The organism is Micromonospora sp. DSM 43699 (assembly GCF_055517075.1).
The window spans coordinates 76,024-92,890 of record NZ_JBTMMT010000001.1 but is presented as its reverse complement, the minus strand read 5'-3'; the positions used below and the strand labels follow the sequence as shown (position 1 = coordinate 92,890).

General features: G+C 74.5%; 12 protein-coding genes. 6 read left to right on the top strand and 6 right to left on the bottom strand.

Translation table 11 applies throughout. The features are described from left to right. Positions 1–97: 97 nt before the first annotated feature. Together AC0AIB_RS00425 and pdxY are read left to right on the top strand one after the other, a co-directional pair. Entirely contained in the window at positions 98–2,146 is a 2,049-nt protein-coding gene (locus AC0AIB_RS00425) for a copper resistance CopC family protein (protein ID WP_328346414.1), read from the top strand. 44 nt (positions 2,147–2,190) lie between these two features. After that, the gene (gene pdxY / locus AC0AIB_RS00420) at positions 2,191–3,042 is read left to right on the top strand and encodes a pyridoxal kinase PdxY (protein WP_328346416.1); all 852 of its coding nucleotides are present in this window, start codon (positions 2,191–2,193) and stop codon (positions 3,040–3,042) included. Here the strand turns inward: pdxY and AC0AIB_RS00415 are convergent. Both AC0AIB_RS00415 and AC0AIB_RS00410 read right to left on the bottom strand, forming a co-directional pair. After that, positions 2,930–3,319, bottom strand: coding sequence for an NAD-dependent epimerase/dehydratase family protein (locus AC0AIB_RS00415; protein WP_465095786.1), 390 nt, complete (start codon positions 3,317–3,319; stop codon positions 2,930–2,932). The genes pdxY and AC0AIB_RS00415 overlap by 113 nt on opposite strands. 162 nt (positions 3,320–3,481) lie before the next feature. Beyond that, entirely contained in the window at positions 3,482–4,876 is a 1,395-nt protein-coding gene (locus AC0AIB_RS00410; RefSeq protein ID WP_328346420.1) for an aminotransferase-like domain-containing protein, read from the bottom strand. Here AC0AIB_RS00410 and AC0AIB_RS00405 point away from each other — a divergent pair. Then, complete coding sequence (locus AC0AIB_RS00405; RefSeq protein ID WP_328346422.1) at positions 4,875–5,882, top strand: DMT family transporter; 1,008 nt, start codon at positions 4,875–4,877, stop codon at positions 5,880–5,882. The genes AC0AIB_RS00410 and AC0AIB_RS00405 overlap by 2 nt on opposite strands. Here AC0AIB_RS00405 and AC0AIB_RS00400 read toward each other — a convergent pair. Together AC0AIB_RS00400 and AC0AIB_RS00395 are read right to left on the bottom strand one after the other, a co-directional pair. After that, positions 5,849–6,829 (bottom strand): DUF817 domain-containing protein, encoded by a 981-nt coding sequence (locus AC0AIB_RS00400; protein WP_328346424.1) that lies wholly within the window; start codon positions 6,827–6,829, stop codon positions 5,849–5,851. The genes AC0AIB_RS00405 and AC0AIB_RS00400 overlap by 34 nt on opposite strands. 43 nt (positions 6,830–6,872) lie before the next feature. Continuing rightward, entirely contained in the window at positions 6,873–7,304 is a 432-nt protein-coding gene (locus AC0AIB_RS00395) for a hypothetical protein (protein ID WP_328346426.1), read from the bottom strand. A gap of 250 nt (positions 7,305–7,554) precedes the next feature. On the opposite strand from AC0AIB_RS00395, the gene AC0AIB_RS00390 reads away from it, so the two are divergent. Next, positions 7,555–9,411 carry a hypothetical protein gene (locus AC0AIB_RS00390; RefSeq protein WP_465095785.1) on the top strand — a complete coding sequence of 619 codons (1,857 nt, stop codon included), beginning with the start codon at positions 7,555–7,557 and terminating at the stop codon, positions 9,409–9,411. Here AC0AIB_RS00390 and AC0AIB_RS00385 read toward each other — a convergent pair. Further along, positions 9,357–11,516: a hypothetical protein gene (locus tag AC0AIB_RS00385; RefSeq protein WP_465095784.1), complete on the bottom strand. Its 2,160-nt coding sequence runs from the start codon at positions 11,514–11,516 to the stop codon at positions 9,357–9,359. The genes AC0AIB_RS00390 and AC0AIB_RS00385 overlap by 55 nt on opposite strands. Before the next feature lie 278 nt (positions 11,517–11,794). Between AC0AIB_RS00385 and AC0AIB_RS00380 the strand changes: the two genes are divergently transcribed. Continuing rightward, positions 11,795–13,276 (top strand): S8 family serine peptidase, encoded by a 1,482-nt coding sequence (locus AC0AIB_RS00380; protein ID WP_465095783.1) that lies wholly within the window; start codon positions 11,795–11,797, stop codon positions 13,274–13,276. 82 nt (positions 13,277–13,358) lie between these two features. Here AC0AIB_RS00380 and AC0AIB_RS00375 read toward each other — a convergent pair whose 3' ends face one another. Continuing rightward, the gene (locus tag AC0AIB_RS00375) at positions 13,359–14,954 is read right to left on the bottom strand and encodes a ricin-type beta-trefoil lectin domain protein (protein WP_328346434.1); all 1,596 of its coding nucleotides are present in this window, start codon (positions 14,952–14,954) and stop codon (positions 13,359–13,361) included. Between the two features lie 236 nt (positions 14,955–15,190). Between AC0AIB_RS00375 and AC0AIB_RS00370 the strand changes: the two genes are divergently transcribed. Then, a complete protein-coding gene (locus AC0AIB_RS00370) occupies positions 15,191–16,831 on the top strand; it encodes a beta-1,3-glucanase family protein (RefSeq protein WP_328346436.1) in 1,641 nt (546 codons plus the stop codon). Positions 16,832–16,867: the final 36 nt, after the last annotated feature.

Below are 16,867 nucleotides of genomic sequence, written 5' to 3'. Positions count from 1 at the left end.
GAACTCGATGTTGGGTGCTCGTGACCAAAACTTTTGCCATCTGCGTAAAAAGTTCGTGAACTGTTGCGCGAAGTCCACGCTTCGTGAGGATGATCCGATGCGCCGTCTCCCTCCGACCTGCGGACCCGTCGGACGTGCCCTCGCGGGCCTGTTCGCGTCCGTGCTCGCCGCAGCGATCGTCTTCCTGCCCACCCCCGGGCCGGCACAGGCACACGGCACCCTGGCGATGTCCACCCCGGCCGCCGGCGCCACGGTGGCCGAGCCGCTGACGGAGGTGGAGCTCTACTTCACCGAGCAGGTCGCCGCCAACGCGTACTTCACCGTCACCGGCCCCGGCGGCGGTCGGGTCGACGCCGGCTGGCGGCACGGATCGCCCCGGCCCCTGGACAAGCCGGTACGGGAGTACCTGCTGGTCAACGGGAAGTTCGAGCCCAAGGAGTACAGCACGGGGTTCCCTGCGGTGGTGACCCTCGCCCACCTTCCGGCGGCGGGGCAGTACGCGGTGAGCTATCTGTCGGTGGCCTCCGACGGCGAGCCGGTGCGGGGCACGATGAGCTTCCGGTACACCGGCCGGTCGACCGCCGCGCCGCAGGGTTGGCGTCCACCGGTCGACCAACCGGACCCGGCGCTGGTGGCCGCCGCCGAGCAGCACGCGACCTCCGGACACGCCGGCGGCCCGGCGGCGTCCGCGGTGCCGACGGCCCCCTCGACGGCCGCCGCCCCCGTGGCTCCGCCGGCCGCCGCCCCCGACGACGACGAGGGTGGCCTCGGGTGGTTGGTGTGGGCCGGCGGCGCGGTGCTGGTGGTGGCGGCGGTCGGTTACGCGGGCTGGCGTCGTCGCCCGGTTCCTGCCGGTCGACCGGCAGGCCGGGCGGGCGGTCGCTCCGGCGGCCGGTCGCGCGTGCCGGGTACGACCCCCCGGCGGGGTGCCGCCGCCCGTGCCGGACGGCCCGGGACGGTAGCCGGTCGCAAGGGCGCGGCCCGTACCGCCGCCACCGCCGCCCCACATGCCGCCGGCTCGCGTCCTGCCGTCACCGCCGCCTCGCGTGCGACCACCACCTCACGTGCCACCACCGTCGCCCCGCGGGCCAGGGTGGACGACCGGCTGGCAGTGGTGGCCGACGACGGTGCTGCCCCGACCGGTGACGGAGCACTGGCCGGTGACGGTGTCGTTCCGGCTGGCGGCGGTGCCGCCCCGACAGGTGACGGTGTCGGCCCGGCCCCCGGTTCTCGGCTGGGTAACCGGAACCTCGCGTTGCTGGTGGGGGGCCTGGTGGTGGCCCTGCTGGCCGGCTTCGGGCTGGGGCGGATCAGTCCCACCGCGCCGCCGCCCACCCGGGCCGCCGGCACGCCGCTGTCCACCGGGCCGGTGCTCTCGGCGGGGGACGGACACCAGCACGGGGCGGGCACCGGACCGCACACCCATCCCGGTGACGGGGGTGGGACCCAGGTGACCGGGATGTCGGTCAACGCCGGGGGCTACACGGTGCAACCGACGGCCCGGTCCCAGCCGGCGGGCGTACGGGCGGACTACCGGTTCCGGATCGTCGGCACCGACGGACAGCCGGCGACCCGCTTCGCTGTCGTCCACGACAAGCAGCTGCACCTGGTCGTGGTGGGTCGGGACCTGAGCGGTTACCAGCACCTGCACCCGACGATGGAGGCGGACGGCACCTGGACCGTCCCGCTGACGCTGGCCCGGCCCGGCGGCTACCGCATCTATGCGGACTTCTCGGTGACCGGTGCCGACGGCAGCACGTTGCCGCTGGTCCTGGGCGTCGACCACCAGGTCCCCGGTGCGCACGACCCGGTCCCGCTGCCGCCGGCCGCGCCCCGGGCGACGGCCGGGCCGTTCACGGTGACGATGGCCGGCACGCCCACGGTGGGCGTGACGGTGCCGCTGTCCTTCCGGCCCGACGGGGTCGACCCGGCGCGTCTGGAGCGCTACCTGGGGGCGTACGGGCACCTGGTCGTGGTGCGGGAGGGCGACCTCGGTTACGTGCACGTCCACCCGGAGCCGGAACTGGTGGACGGGGCGGTCCGGTTCTGGCTGACGGCACCGAGTGCGGGTCGGTACCGGGCGTTCTTCGACTTCCAGGTCGACGGGAAGGTGCACACCGCGCAGTACACGCTCGACCTGGCCTGAGCGCCGGCCGGGCCGGGGGCCGGCCGGTCGGGCATGATGGGTCGGTGAAGATCCTGTCCATCCAGTCCTCGGTCGCCTACGGGCACGTCGGCAACTCGGCGGCCGTGTTCCCCCTCCAGCGGCTCGGGCACGAGGTCTGGCCGGTGCTGACCGTGCACTTCTCCAACCACACCGGGTACGGCGCCTGGCGCGGGCCGCTGCTGGCCCCGGCCGACGTGGCGGAGGTGATCGAGGGCATCGCCGACCGTGGGGTGCTCGGCAGCGCCGACGCGGTGCTGTCGGGATACCAGGGCGACCCGGCGATGGGTGCGGTGGTCCTCGACGCGGTGGACCGGATCAAGGCGGCCAACCCGGACGCGGTGTACTGCTGCGACCCGGTGATGGGCGACACCGGCCGGGGGATGTTCGTCCGGCCCGGCATCCCGGAGTACCTGCGCGACGTGGTCGTCCCGCGCGCCGACATCATCACCCCGAACCACTTCGAGCTGGACTTCCTCGCCGGCCGGGCGACCACCACCCTGACCGACGTGCTGGACGCCGTCGACCTGGTACGGGCGACCGGGCCACGACACGTCCTGGTCACCAGCGTGCTGCACGGCGACGTGCCGGCCGGCTCGCTGGAGGTGGTGGCCGTGTCGGACGAGGGGGCCTGGGCGGTGACCACCCCGTTGCTGCCGATCAACCCCAACGGCGGCGGTGACGTGACCGCGGCGCTCTACCTGGCGCACCTGTGGACGACGGGGTCGCCCGCGACGGCGCTGGAACGGACCATCGCCTCGGTCTTCACCGTGCTGGAGCGGACCCTGGCGGCGGGTACCCGGGAGATCCAGCTGATCGCGGCCCAGGACGCGATCGCCGATCCGCCGGCCAGGTTCGCCGCACGCCGGTTGCGCTGACCAGGTCCGGGCGGCTGTATCGAGCAGCGTCGACCGGGCCGCCGTGCTCGTCGGCACCGCCGGTGAGGGCCTCCACCACCTGCCCGTAGTCGCCGAGGTCGGCCAGTAGGAACTCGCCGTCGACGTCGCGGGGATCGCGCCCTGCGGCCCGGTCCACGGCCAGCACGTCGACACCCACGGCCCGCAGGTGGGCCACCACGGCGCGGCCGAGCTTGCCGGTGGCCCCGGTGACGACGACACGTCTGGGAAGTGCGGATTCAGCTGCCCGGTCGGTCATGCCCCTCATCCTTGCGGCAGTGGGGTCGTACCGCATCCGGGAGCCGGTGACCCGGACCCTCGCGGGCCGGCGACCCGTCTCGGCGACGGGCGGCGACGGCCGGGCGCCGGCGCGACACCCGGGTCGGTCGGGTGGTCCCGGCGCAGGCTGACGCCGCCGGGCTCAACCGGCGCGCAGGGCGTGCGCGAGCCGGCGGACGGCCTCGTCCATCAGGCCGGGCGGGGCCGACGCGTAGCTGAGCCGCAGGTGCGGGGCCGGGGGTTCGGCGGCGTACCAGGGGCGGCCGGGGAAGACGACGACACCGGCGGCGGCTGCGGCGGCGGCCAGCGCGACGTCGTCGGTCCCCGCCGGCAGCCGGACCCACAGGTGCAGGCCGCCGCGCGGGACCGGCTGCCCGACGAGCTCGGGCAGGTGCCGGCGCAGCGCGGTCAGCAACGCCTCGCGACGGGCACGCAGCGCAGTGCGCAGGGTACGCCGGTGCCGCTCCCAGGCCGGGCCGCTGACGAACTCCATGGTGGCCTGTTGCAGTGGCCCGGCGACGAAGAAGTCGTCGAGCAGCCGGCCCGCCCGTAACCGGTGACCGGCCGGGCCACGGGCGCCGATCGCGGCCACCCGCAGCCCGGGAGCGGCGGACTTGGTCAACGACCGTAGGTAGACGACGTGTCCGTCGGGGTCGTCGGCGGCCAGCGGCGGCGGGGCCGGCCCGTCGATGGTGAGGTCACGGGCGTAGTCGTCCTCGATCAGGAACGCCCCGGCGTCGCGTACCGCCTCGACGACCCGGGGCCGGCGGTGCGCTGCGAGCGTCGCGCCGTGCGGATTGGCGTACAGCGGCTGGCAGTAGAACAGCCGTGCGCCGGTCCGGGCGAACGCGGCGGCGAGCTGGTCGGGTCGTACCCCGTCGGGGTCGGCGGGCACCGGCACCACCCGCAGCCCGGCGGCCCGGCCGGCGGCCAGCGCGCCCAGGTAGGTAGGTGACTCGACGAGCAGGGTGTCGCCGGGCGCGGCGAGCGCCCGCAGTGTCGACGACAGGGCGGCCTGTCCGCCCGAGCAGATCACCATGTCCTCGGCGTGCAGCCCACCCCCGGCCTCCCGGGCGAACCAGGCACGCAGGTCGGCCCGGCCGTGCGCCGGGTCGCGCTGCCAGGACGCGGGTTGCCGGGCGGCGCGGGTGAGCGCCGCGCCGAGCGCGGCGGCGGGCTGGAGGTCGGCGTCCAGGTAGCCACCGGAGAGCGGGATCGCCCCGGCGGGCGGCAGCGCCAGCAGCGCCCGCATCTCTTCCTCGCCGGGCCGGCGCGGGCCGAGCGCCACGGTCTGCCAGGACAGGTCGGCGACCGGCGTCGGCCGGGGCGGGGTGGCCACGAAGGTGCCCCGGCCGGCGCGTGCCTCGACCAGCCCCTCGGCCACCAGCTGCCGGACGGCCGCGGCGACGGTGACCGGGGAGGCGTGATGCCGGGCGGTCAGCTCACGGACCGACGGCAGCCGGGCACCGGGCTCCGCGCCGGCCACCGACCGGCGCAGATCTTGGATAACACGCTCGGCTGCGTTACCGTCTTCCATGAGAGCGAAGAGTAACGCTACCGTCCCCGAAGCGGTAACAGCCGACCGGTTTACCGGCCTCGCCCTGGGCGCGCTGGGCGTGTGCGCCTTCAGCCTGTCGCTGCCGGCCACCCGGGTCGCGGTGCAGCAGCTCGACCCGTGGTTCGTCGCCTTCGGCCGGGCCGTCGGCGCGGCGCTGCTGGCCTGGGCCTACCTGCGGTGCACCGGGGCGCCACGGCCCACCCGCGCCCAGCGGCGGCGACTGTCGATCGTCGCCCTCGGGGTGGTGGTCGGCTTCCCGCTGTTCACCTCGCTGGCGCTGCTCGACCAGACCGCCGCGCACGGGGCCGTCGTCATCACCGTGCTGCCGGCCGTGACCGCCGTGTTCGCGGTGCTCCGCAGCGGGGAGCGCCCACCGCCGACGTTCTGGTTCGCCAGTGGCGGCGGGCTGCTGACGGTGCTGGTCTTCCTCGGCGTCGGCGGCGCGGTGCGCGGCGCGCCGGCCACGTCGGACCTGTTCCTGCTCGCCGCAGTCCTGCTCTGCGGCCTCGGGTACGCCGAAGGCGGCGCGGTCGCCCGCGAGCTGGGTGGCGCCCGGACGATCTGCTGGGCGCTGCTCTACGCGCTGCCGGTCACCGTGCCGGCCGCCCTCGCCGCTGCCGTGGCCCACCCGCCACGGGCGGACGCCGGGGCCTGGTCGGCCTACGGCTACCTGACCGTGGTCTCCATGTTCCTGGGCTTCTTCGCCTGGTACGCGGGACTGGCCCGGGGTGGGGTCGCCCGGGTGGGTCAGCTCCAGCTCGCCCAGCCGGTACTCACCCTGCTCTGGTCGGCGTTGCTCCTCGCCGAGCATGTCCCGGTCACCGCGATCGGCGTGGCCCTGCTGGTGCTGGTGCTGGTCGTACTGATCCAGCGCACCCGCGACCGGACCCTGGCGTCGGCCCCGCCCCGGCCCGTGCCCCCGTCCACGGGCAGCCCCGATCGGGGTTCCGGTCAGCCGGAGCCGGATCGTTGCGGGGCGGCCTGAACCGCCGGGGGTCCGGTCCCCGTCGATGGGGCCGACGGGCGTTCCTGTTCCGCCGACAGTTCCTGTTCCGCCGACCGTTCTGGTTCCGGTGGTCGGGGTGGCGAGATCCAGGTGACCAGGACCACCGAAATGATCATGAGGAGGAACCACGAGGCGAGCTTCGTCGGCGACACCGGGTCCCAACCGGCCACCTGGCCCGGGTAGAGCCAGGCCTGCGACCAGGTGGCGATGTTCTCCGCCAGCCAGATGAAGAAGGCGACCAGGAGGAAGGCCAGCAGCAGCGGCATCCGCAGCCGGAACCGGAAGACCCGGAAGTGCATCACGCAGCGCCCGAACACCAACGCGACGACGGTGATGAGCAGCCACCTGCCGTCCGGAAGGTAGTGGTTGGTGAAGAAGTTGGCATAGATCGCGATCGCCACCAGGGCCGTCACCCAACGCCGGGGATAGCGGGCGAAACGCAGGTCGAACAGTCGGTTGACCCGTACCAGGTAGGAGCCGACCGCGGCGTACATGAAGCCACTGAACAGCGGCACCGCACCGAGCCGGAACACTCCGTCCGGGGCGTAGGACCACGAGCCGACCTGCGTCTTGAACAACTCCATGACCGTCCCGACGAGGTGGAACAGGAGCACCACCCGCAGTTCCCGCAGGGTTTCCAGGCGTCCGGCCAGCATGGCCATCTGGATGGCGACCGCGGCGACCGTCAACAGGTCGTTGCGGGCGAGGGCGGCGTCCTGCGGGTACCAGAGCCGGGCCGCCAGGATGACGGCCAGCATCGCCCCACCGAACACGCACGCCCAGGCCTGTTTGAGTCCGAAGACCAGGAACTCGACCAGCCAGCCGGCCGGTCCACGTCGGGGCAGCCGGGCCAGGAACGCGCGGAAGCGGGCATCGACCGCACGTTCCGTCGTGGTCAGACCGGCCGGTCCGGGCGCAGGAGGCATCGGTGGCGACGCTACCGTGCCCCGGTCGGGCGGGTGCCGACGGTCAGGGGGACGTCGAGAACACGCCGAGGAGACCGAGGCCACCGCAGCAGAGCACCCCGAACACGGCAAGCGTGACGAGCAGGATGCTGTAGTTCGACCACATGCCGAACTTCGTCACGTCGGTGCCGTGCCCGTCGTGGACCCGGTTGCGCCAACCGCCGAAACGGAACGACAGCGGGTACACGACCCCGGGCTGGACGACCAGCGCGGTGGTGATGACGGGGATGCCCATGAAGTCGGTGTAGCGGACGTCGTGCGGCCCGGCCGGAACGGCCACGTACCAGGTGCCCTCGCCGGGGATCGCCACCAACCGGCCGTCGACCTTGAACCGGCTGGTGGACGGGGCGGGCACCAGGTACGGCCCCCGGTTGACCGAGACGACCAGCACCGCGTGCCCCGGCGGCGGGGGAATCGGGTGAGGATAGGCGATCATCGGCGTGACGCCACCGGGCGCGGGCGGGTACGACGGCTGAGGAGGATACGACACCGCCACATCCTGGCACGGCCCCCGGAGCGGGTCCGCGCGGGCGGCGTACGACAGGCGTGGGTGGGACGGCAGCGGCGGACCGCCCCTCGCGCAGTCCGGAGCCGCTCGGGTTGAACCGTCGGCGCCCCGGTTCGTAGAAGGGGGCCGGGACGGGAGGATGTCGGTGGGACCGAGGGTGTGGAAAGCGATGGTGGGGATGCGGCGAGCCTTTGTCACGGTGCTGCTGGTCGGGATCGCGCTCGTCGTTCCGGCGGGACCGGCACGTGCGGTGCCCGCCGAGACCGGTCGGTACTACGTGGTCGGGCCACCGGTCGACGGGCAACGGGAGTACCTCTACGCCATCGCGCTGCGTACCCTCGGTAACGGCAACCGGTTCCGGGAGATCGTCGACCTCAACGTGGGTCGGGTCCAGCCGGACGGCGAGACGTTCACCGACGGTGTGGTCCTGCGCCCCGGCTGGCGGCTCGTGCTGCCCCGGGACGCCAAGGGCCAGGGGGTACGGATCGGACGGCTGCCGCAGGCAGGTGCGCCTGCACCGCGTCCGCCGAGCCCGAGCGCGCGGGCCTCGACCCCTTCCCGGCCCAGCCCGACCCCTCGTACGGTGGCCCCCTCCTCGGCGGTCGCCTCCCGCCCCGCCACCACCCCGGCGCAGGCGGGAACCCGGGCGGTCGCCCGGCCCCCCGACGACCCGGCAGCGTCCGGCCCGCTGGACCCCCTGGTGATCCGGGTCGGTGCCGGGTTGCTGGCGGTCTTCTTCGCCGCCGTCGCCGTCATGCTGCTGCGTCGGGGCGGGGGCCGCCGGGTGGTGCTGGAGGACGACGGGCCCTGGCCGCCAGCACGGCACCACACCCCGACCCCGGCCGAACTCGCTGCCGGGCCGGTGACCGACCACCCGGACCTCCCGCCGTCGGCGACCCGACCGGCACCGGCAATCCTGCCGCCACCTCCACCACCGCCCACCGTGCCACCACCACCGCCCACCGTGCCGGCGCCGCCCACCCTGCCGCCACCTCCGGCACCGCCCACCGTGCCGGCGCCGCCCCGGACGATCCGGCCGGTACCGCTGACCCGGCCGGCACCTGCACCTGCATCCGCGCCATCAGCACCGCCGGCAGTGGCGGCGGCAGTGGCACCTGAACCGGCGGCAACTGCATCGGCACCGGCGCAGCCGGGGATCGGGGCGACGAAACAGGACGAAGCCGCAGCCGCCGTGCCGTCACCCTCGGCACCGGTCCTGCCGGCGAAGCCGGTGTGGCCGCCCCGGACACCGCAGTCGGCACCGCCCCGGCCCACCACGGTCGACCTACCGTCGGTGGCGTCACCGGAGACAGCGACGCCAGCAGAGTCAGCGACGCCGGTGGCGCCGGTCGAGCCGGTGGCGCCGGTGGCGTCACCGGCCCCGGGCCGGCCGGCGACCGCAGTCCCGGCTACGCCCGCCCCGCCCACCGGGCCGGAGCTGCCCCGACCGGCGGTGCCGAGCGGGAACGAGGTCCCCTACCTCAGCACCGACCTGGAGACCGGGTTGGGGGCGATCCGGGTCCGGTTGGTCGGGGTGGCGGCGGGCCGGGGCGCGCCCGCCTATGCCTGGCTCGGTCCGGACGAGGCCGCCCCATCGGCGACCCTGCCGTTGGTGCTGGGGCACAAGGGGGGCTGGCGGTTGCACGTCGACCTGGGCCGGGCACCCGACGTGCTCACCCTCGTCGGTGACGCCGAGGACTGCCGGCACACCGCCGCTCTCTTCGCCCGACAGCTGCGGGCGGCCGGGATCGGGGTGGCCACGGTGGGCGCGGTGCTCGGCGCAGAGGCCCCGGAGGGCGCCTGGTCGCTGCCGGGGCTGCCGGCGGCACCCGCCCCCGGTGCCGACCCGCCGCCGTACGTGGTGTTCACCCCCGGCCTGACCGGCCCGGCGTTGGTCGGGGCGCGTCGACTCGCCACCGAGACCGGGGGGCGGTGCGTGCCGGTGGTGATCGGACCGGTGCCCGCCGGCCGGTGGTCGGTTCAGGTGGCCCCGGGCGACGGCGGGTCGACCACCCGGGGTGGGACGGCGGACTGAAGAGCGGCGACGGCGGACGGTAGCGGGCCTGGGGCGAGATCCCCGATCCGCTGCCACCCGCCCGCCTGCGCACGGTAGGCGCGCTGCACCACGATCCGGTCGTACGACCGGCTGCCGAGGACGAGCGCGACTCCGGCCCGATGCAGCTGCTCCACTCTGGTCCGCACCAGGGGCAGCCCGGTCAGCAGGGCGTGGGTGGCGTCGATGTCCACGGTGCGGCCCGGCGGCACGCGGACCTCGACCAGCAACCGGCCCGGCACTGCGACGGGCCGCTGCTGGTAGAGCGGCAGCCAGCCCCGAGGCAGCCCTCGCGACGTCGCCGGTAGCAGGGCATAGGCCTGCCGGCTGCCGAAGCCGGGCCAACGGCGGACGTCGTTCGGCAGCCCGGCGACCGACCGGCCGGTGGGTGCGGGCCGGATCCGCAGCGGTTCGCCGTCGGCGTCCACGGTGGGCAGCAGCCGGCCGAAGTCGTCGAACCGGAAGCCACCGACCAGCCGGACCCGGTCCAGCCGGCCCGCCGGTAGCAGGTATGTGTCGGGGCTGCCCAGGACGTGCTTGAACCGCGCCGGGACGTGCGAGCGCAGCACCACCGTAGGGATGGCGCCGCCGGGCCCGATCCGGACCCGCAGCAGGTGGCTGCCGGTGGGGGCCGACCGGGGGTCGAGGAAGGCGGCCAGGAACAACTCGACGCCGGGCACGCCGTCGCTGACCGCCCGGGACGGATCGCCCTCGGTGAGGACGTACGCCTCGAAAGCCTCGGCGTTGACCTGCTGGCCCCGCCGTAGCCAGGGCGGGCCGTAGTCCGCTGCGCGGCGGTGCTCGGTGACCAGGGCGGGCCGGGGTAGAGGCACCGCCGGCTGCCCCGACGCCGACCCGGTGGCACCGCCGGCCACCACCGGGGACGGTGCGGTCGCGGTGCCCGTGGTGGAGGGTCCGGTGCGGCTCGGCGTCGCAAGCTCGGTGGCGTCACCGTCCGGTACGGGTGCCGCGTCGTCCACCCGGTCCGCTGCGGGGTGGTGGCCGTCCACCAGGGCGGCGTCGTGGCCCCAGGCGGCGGGGGAGGCCACCACGATCCGCTGTCGGTCCAGCCGGGACACCAGCAGCCCGTCGGCTGTCGCATCGAGGGTGGACGGGCCGTCGGCGTACCTCGGTCGGTGGGCCTGCCAGGCGGCGACCGCGCCGGTCGGGTCGAATGCGCGCAGGTCACGGCGGTCGTCGACCAGCTCGGCCCGGCCTCCCGCGGGTGGGGTCCAGACGGTGGCCCCGGTCGTCTCGGCCAGTTCGACCGCCTGCGCTACGAGGCGGGCCTGTTCGTCGGCGTCGGACGGCCAGGTCAGCCAGAGTCGCAGGTCGGCCCCGTAGAGCGGCAGGTCGCCGAGGACCGCGGCGAGCTGCCCGCCGCTGTGCACCTCCTGGGTGCCGCTGTAGTTCCCGACCAGGAAGCCCCCGGACCGGGCCGTGACGGCGACGGTGACCACCCCGGTCGACGCGCCGAGGCGGTGCGCGGTGGCCCGCCTGGTCACGAAGTCGGCCCGGGTGGCGAGGGCGAGGCCGTCCGGCAGCGGCAGGCCCACCACCCCGGTACGGGGACGGACCAGACCGTCGTCCACCGCGAACCAGCCCGGCAGGGAGGTGGCGAGATCCGGTGGCTGGAGCACGAGCCAGTCCATCGGCTGGCGGGTCACCCGGTCCAGGGGGACCGCGTCCAGCGGCCCGCCGTCGGCGGCCGGCCGGGCGGCCCCGCCGGTCGTCCGGTCGGTGGCGTGCCGGATGTCGGAGCCGTCCGGGCTGACCAGCACGTCGTGCCCGAGCAGCCCGGCCACCTCGGTGAACAGGTCGAGGTGCCGGGCCCCGTCGTCGGCGAGGATCCGGACGTCCTGTGCGGCGTCTGCGCCGTGTCGGACCAGGGTGGCGACCGCGCGGGCGTCGAGCGGTCGGCCGGGGTCGGTGGGCACCACCAGCCGCCCGCCGGGGCCGGAGGCCAGCCAGAGGTCGAACAGCCCGGCGATCCGGCGGTGCCGGCGCGGATCGAAGCGGCGGGTGGCCGGCACCCGGTCCAACCCGCTGCCACCCGCCGGCCCTGCCGTGCGCCCAGACCCCTTCACCGCCGCCCCACCTTCGTCTCCACCGGCACCTGCCGTCCGGTCCGCCCGCTCGTCACCACCGTCGGCGTCGGACGGTCGGCTTCCTACCGGTCTACCCGCTCCCCCGGGGGACGGCCCGAGGAGATCTTCCCGTCATCGGCGGCCGGTACTCTCGGCTGACCTCATGACGAGGATCATGGAAATCTGGTTCAGATTGATTTGAACGAACTCGCCGCTGATCCGCAATAGACGGTGAAGGCCGGTGACGCCCGGCCGTGGCGACTGAAGGGGGACACCCAGTGCTGGCGAAGCGCTCCATCCTTGCCCGCCTGCTCGCGGTGGTGGTGGCCGGCTGCGCGCTCATGGCGCCGACCGGGCCGTCGGTGGCGAAGGCCGCGAACGATCCGCAGCCGTACGTGAAGTACTACGTGGTGGCGGCGCAGTACCAGGGCCAGCCGGAGAGCCTGACGGCGATCGCCCGGCGGTTCCTCGGCAGCGGCGAACGGTCCGCGGAGATCTACCAGCTGAACACCGGACGGGTGCAGCCGGACGGGTCCCGACTGACCGACCCGGGCCGGTTGAAGGCCGGCTGGCAGCTGGTGCTGCCGTGGGACGCGGCAGGTGAGGGGGTGGAGTACGGCCAGCTCCCGACCGGGAAGCGCCCCACCCCGAGCGCCCGCCCCACCGGCACGAGCGGCCAGGAGCCCGACGCCGCCAGCCCGAAGCCGAGCCCGACGCGGACCACCGGCAGTCCCCGACCCGGCGCTACCGGCCCGAAGTGCACCGCCACCACCGGGTCGAGCAGCCGTTCGGACTGGGCGCAGCTGAGGATGGCCGCCGACAGCGCCTGGACCCTGACCCGGGGCAACGGGGTCAAGGTGGCGGTGGTCGACACCGGTGTCGACGCGACCGTCCAGCAGCTGAGCGGTCGGGTCGCGGTCGGCGCGGACGTGACCGTCGGCAACGGGCGCGGCGACACCGACTGCCTGGGCAGCGGCACCGCCATGGCGGGCATCATCGCCGGTGACAGCAGTGTCGACGGCAGCCCGGTCGGCATCGCCCCGGACGCCACCATCCTGCCCGTGCGGGTCGTCCGTGGGTCGGGTGCCGCCCGGGCGGCCGACGCGGCGAACGCCATCGAGGTGGCGGTCAGCGCCGGTGCGTCGGTCGTCGCGGTCGGTTCCCACGTCGACCTCGGTGACCCGGCGGTGGCGGCCTCCGTGGCCACCGCCCTCGACCACGACGTCCTGCTGGTGGCCGGCGCGCCGACCAAGGCGGTGACGCCGCCGTCTCCCGCCGGCCGGTCCGGCGGTGGGGCGCTGCTGTTCACCGGCGGCGTCGGGGCCGGTGAGCAGCTCGCCGAGCAGTACGCGGAGGGTGCGGTCGAGGTGGTCGCGCCCGGGGTGGACGTGGCGAGCCTCGGCGTCGGTGGTGGCCGGGCGGTCAGCAACACCGGCACCGAGTTCGCCGTGGCGTTCGTCGCCGGGCAGGCGGCGCTGATCCGGGCGGCCCAGCCCGACCTGACCGCCGCCCAGGTCAAGGAGCGGATCCGGAGCACTGCCGATGCGATCGGCGGGACGGCCCCGGAGGCCAGGTACGGCTCGGGCATGATCAACCCGGCCGCCTCGGTGTCGGTGGCGGTGGACGACCGCAACCAGGTGGCCAGTCAGCAGCAGGGCAACAACGGCGCGGCGTTCGCCGTCATCCTCGGCATCGCGCTGCTCTGCGGCGCCGGCGTCGTCTTCGGACTCCGCCTGCGCCGCCGCCGGTTCGGCGGCTGACCGACCCCGCACCGGACGGACGGTGCCGGATGCCCGGTGGCCACCCCGAAGGGGCCACCGGGCATCCGGCCGTGGCGGTCGGCTACCGCCGGGTGAAGGTCTGCTTCGGGTTGAACACGCAGACCCAGGACATCATCGGGGCGCCCACCCCGTGACCGTCGACGTCGAGGCAGCGGTCGGTCTCCCGGTTGAGCAGGGAGCTACGCTCGCCGCGCTTGATCCACTCCCACTTCTGGGCGGGGTTGCCGCTGCACACGGCGACCTGCACGGGAGTGCCGTCCTTCTTCTCACCCCAGGCCACGTCGAGGCAGAGGCCGTTGGCCCGGACGCTGCCGTCGGAGCGGAAGTCCCACCACTGCGACCTCTCCTCCCGACACTTGCTCAGCACGGCGCGTACCCCGTCGCTGGTGCCGGCGGTGACGCACAGCCCGGTCTCCTGCCCGACGATCTGCTTGGTGCCGGCCGGTCGGGTCGGTGCCGGCGTCGGCTTCTTGCTCGGCGGGTTCGCGGGAGGCGTCGTCGGTGCGGCCGGGCTGTCGCTCGGGGTGGGCGACGGCGGCGCCGACGGCGTCGTGGTGGGCGTGGGTGACATGGGCGACGGGCTGGCCGACGGCGGTGCCGTCCGGAGCCGGTTGTCAAGGGCGTAGTAGTCGGTGTGCTCGCGTACGGTCCGCAGGAACGCCTGCGTCCCGGCGTCCAGGTCGCCGCCGGCCTGGCGCACGGCGGCCGGACCGTTGCGGTACGCGGCCAGCGCCAGCAGGGACGGGTCACCCTCCAGCCCGGCCAGCTCCCGGTGCAGGGCGCACAGGGCGGCGCCGGCCGCCGGGATCGCCACCTGCGGATCCCAGGCCGAGGAGTCGGTCGGGCCGTACGCCTGCCACACCTCGGGTCGGAACTGCGCGATTCCCCGCTGCCCCTCGGCGCCCAGCATGTTGGCGTCGAAACCGGACAGCGCCATCAACTGGGCGGCGACCAGCGGGGGCGTGACCTCCGGGCAGACCGAGCCGGCCCGGACGACGAGCGCGGTGTAACCGCCGGGCACCGCCTTGGGCTGCTGCACGCCGTTGCTCGGCCGGACCTCACCGGAACCGCCGAACGCGGTCAGCTTGCCGTAGTAGGCGGCGTACCCACTGGCCCGGTCGACGTACTCGACGGCGTCGGTCGGCACCCCCTTGGCGTCGCGTACCTGGTCGAGGTCGGTGTGGAACGCGGCCAGCGAGAGCCGCCACATCTCACCGGGGACGTCCGCCAGCCGGACCTGCCCGTTGAGGTCACACATCAGGTGGGCCAGGGCGAGGATGTTGGCGGCGGGATCGGAACGCTCCGCACCGGGCCAGGGGGCCCACTGCTTCCATGCGGCGGCGTCGAGACCGGCGATGCCCTGACCACCGGAGGCGGTGCTGCCGGCCTGCCCGTCCAACCCCGACTCGGCCATCAGCTGACCGGCCAGTCGGGCCGGGGTGAGCGTCGGGCAGGAGCGGGCGGCGGCCTGGATGGTCGTCAGGTGTTCCTTGGAGACGGTCCGACCGGTCAGGTCGTCGTCCCGGGCCGAGGCCGCGCCCCAGCCGACGGCGGCCACCACCGTGGACAACACGGCCAGGCCGGCGAGCACGCCGGCGGCGGTACGACGGGGGATCGACCCCAGTCGCGAGCGTAGGGAGGGGTGATCGGATTTCACGGGAGGTGTCCCTTCCGGCGTGGCGACATCGCTGTCGTGACGGACGCGCGATGCCTTCGGTTCACCGGGCTCGAATCGGATCGGATGATTTTGGTCCGGTCGTCATTGAACCGAGGGGGTGACCGGGCCGTCAACGTGGCTACCGCCGGGCCGGGCCGATTCGGCACCGGACGCCGGCGGCGATGGCCGTGTCGTTGATCGGAGCTGTGATGCTGACTCGCCGCAGGGTACTCGGGATGGGATTCGCCGGCGCCGCCGTGGTGGGCGTGCCGCTGGTGGCGGCCCCGTTGATCTCCCGGGCACGGGCCTCGGGTGGCCTACCGTTGAACGTGGTGAACAGCACAGGCCGCTTCGCCAACTCGGCGATCCGGATGTACGTCGTCGGCACCGACCCGGAGACCGGCGCGATGGGCTACGTCCGGGAGAGCGGACGCTTCACCCCGGCGGACCCGGCGCACAACGGCCCGGACGGCGTTGCCGACATCGGCATCCCGCTGGCCGGCTCCGGGGTGACCCGGTTCGTGCTGCCGATGATGTCGGGCCGGATCTACTTCGCCATCGACGGCCGGCTGAGGTTCACCGTCGTCACCGACGGCAACGGGCGGCCGGCGTTGCAGTACCCGGTCGGCTGGGTGGCCGACGACCCGAGCTTCGGGGTGCTGCACGACTGTTGCGAGTTCACCTACAACGCGACAGGGATGTTCTGCAACACCACCACCGTGGACATGTTCAGCATTCCGCTGTCGATCCGGCTGCTCGGCGACGTGGAGCAGGCCACCGGCAAACTGGTCGACGGCGGTCGGGATGCGATCTTCGCCGAGCTGGCCCGCCAGCCCGGGTTCGAACGGCTTGTGGTCGGCGGCGGGTTGCGCGTCATCGCGCCCGGCAAGGGCATCGAGACGGGTCGTTTCGACCCGGCGTACTACGACGGCTACATCGCCGAGACGTGGGACCGGTACAGCCGCACCGACCTGCGCGTCCACGGCCCGACGGGCACCTTCCGCGGCCGGGTGGTCGACGGGCGGTTCACCTTCGACGGCGGGGTACGGGCCTTCGACCGGCCCTCGACGCTGAACGTGTTCCACTGTGACGGGGCGCTCGCCGCGCCGAACGACGGGCGCTCCGGGCCGGTGGCTGCGGTCCTCGGCGCCGGGTTCAACAGGTCGGTGCTCGACCAGCCGGACCAGCCGACCACCAACCGGGACGCCTACTACCAGCATCCGGTGACCAACCACTACTCCCGGGTGCTGCACCGGCACAGCGCCGACGGCCGGGCCTACGGCTTCCCCTTCGACGACGTCGCCGACGACGCGTCGTACATCCAGGACACCGCGCCGCGGGAGATGACGATCACCCTGACGCCCTTCGGTGCGGGCGCGGCCGAGGCTCCGCCGCCCCAGGCCGGTCCGCCGGTGGTCGAGGCCGGTCCGCCGGTGGTCGTCGCGCCGGCACCTGTCGTCACCACCGGGAACCGTGGGGTGGGGCAGGAGATCGCGGCGGCGGGCTTCGACAGGCAGCAGGGCGTCCGGACCGCACCGTCCAGCGAGGGCGGCGAGCACCTGGGGTTCCTCGCCCACGGCGACTGGGCCGGGTACCGGGGGGTCGACTTCGGCCGTGAGCCGGCGACCCAGTTCCAGGTGCGGGTGGCCTCCGGCGCACCACAGGGCATCTCCGGCCTGATCGAGGTACGCCTCGACGCCCCCGGCCTGCCACCGGTGGGCACCATCGCGGTGGCCAGCACCGGCGGCTGGCAGAGCTGGGTCACCGTGCCGGGGAACCTCGCCCCGGTGACCGGGGTGCACGACGTCTACCTGACCTTCGCCAGTGGACAGCCCGAGGAGTTCGTCAACGTCCGCTGGCTGCGTTTCACCCGATGAGCCGGGCCACCCTCGTCGCCCCCGTCGACAGGTGGG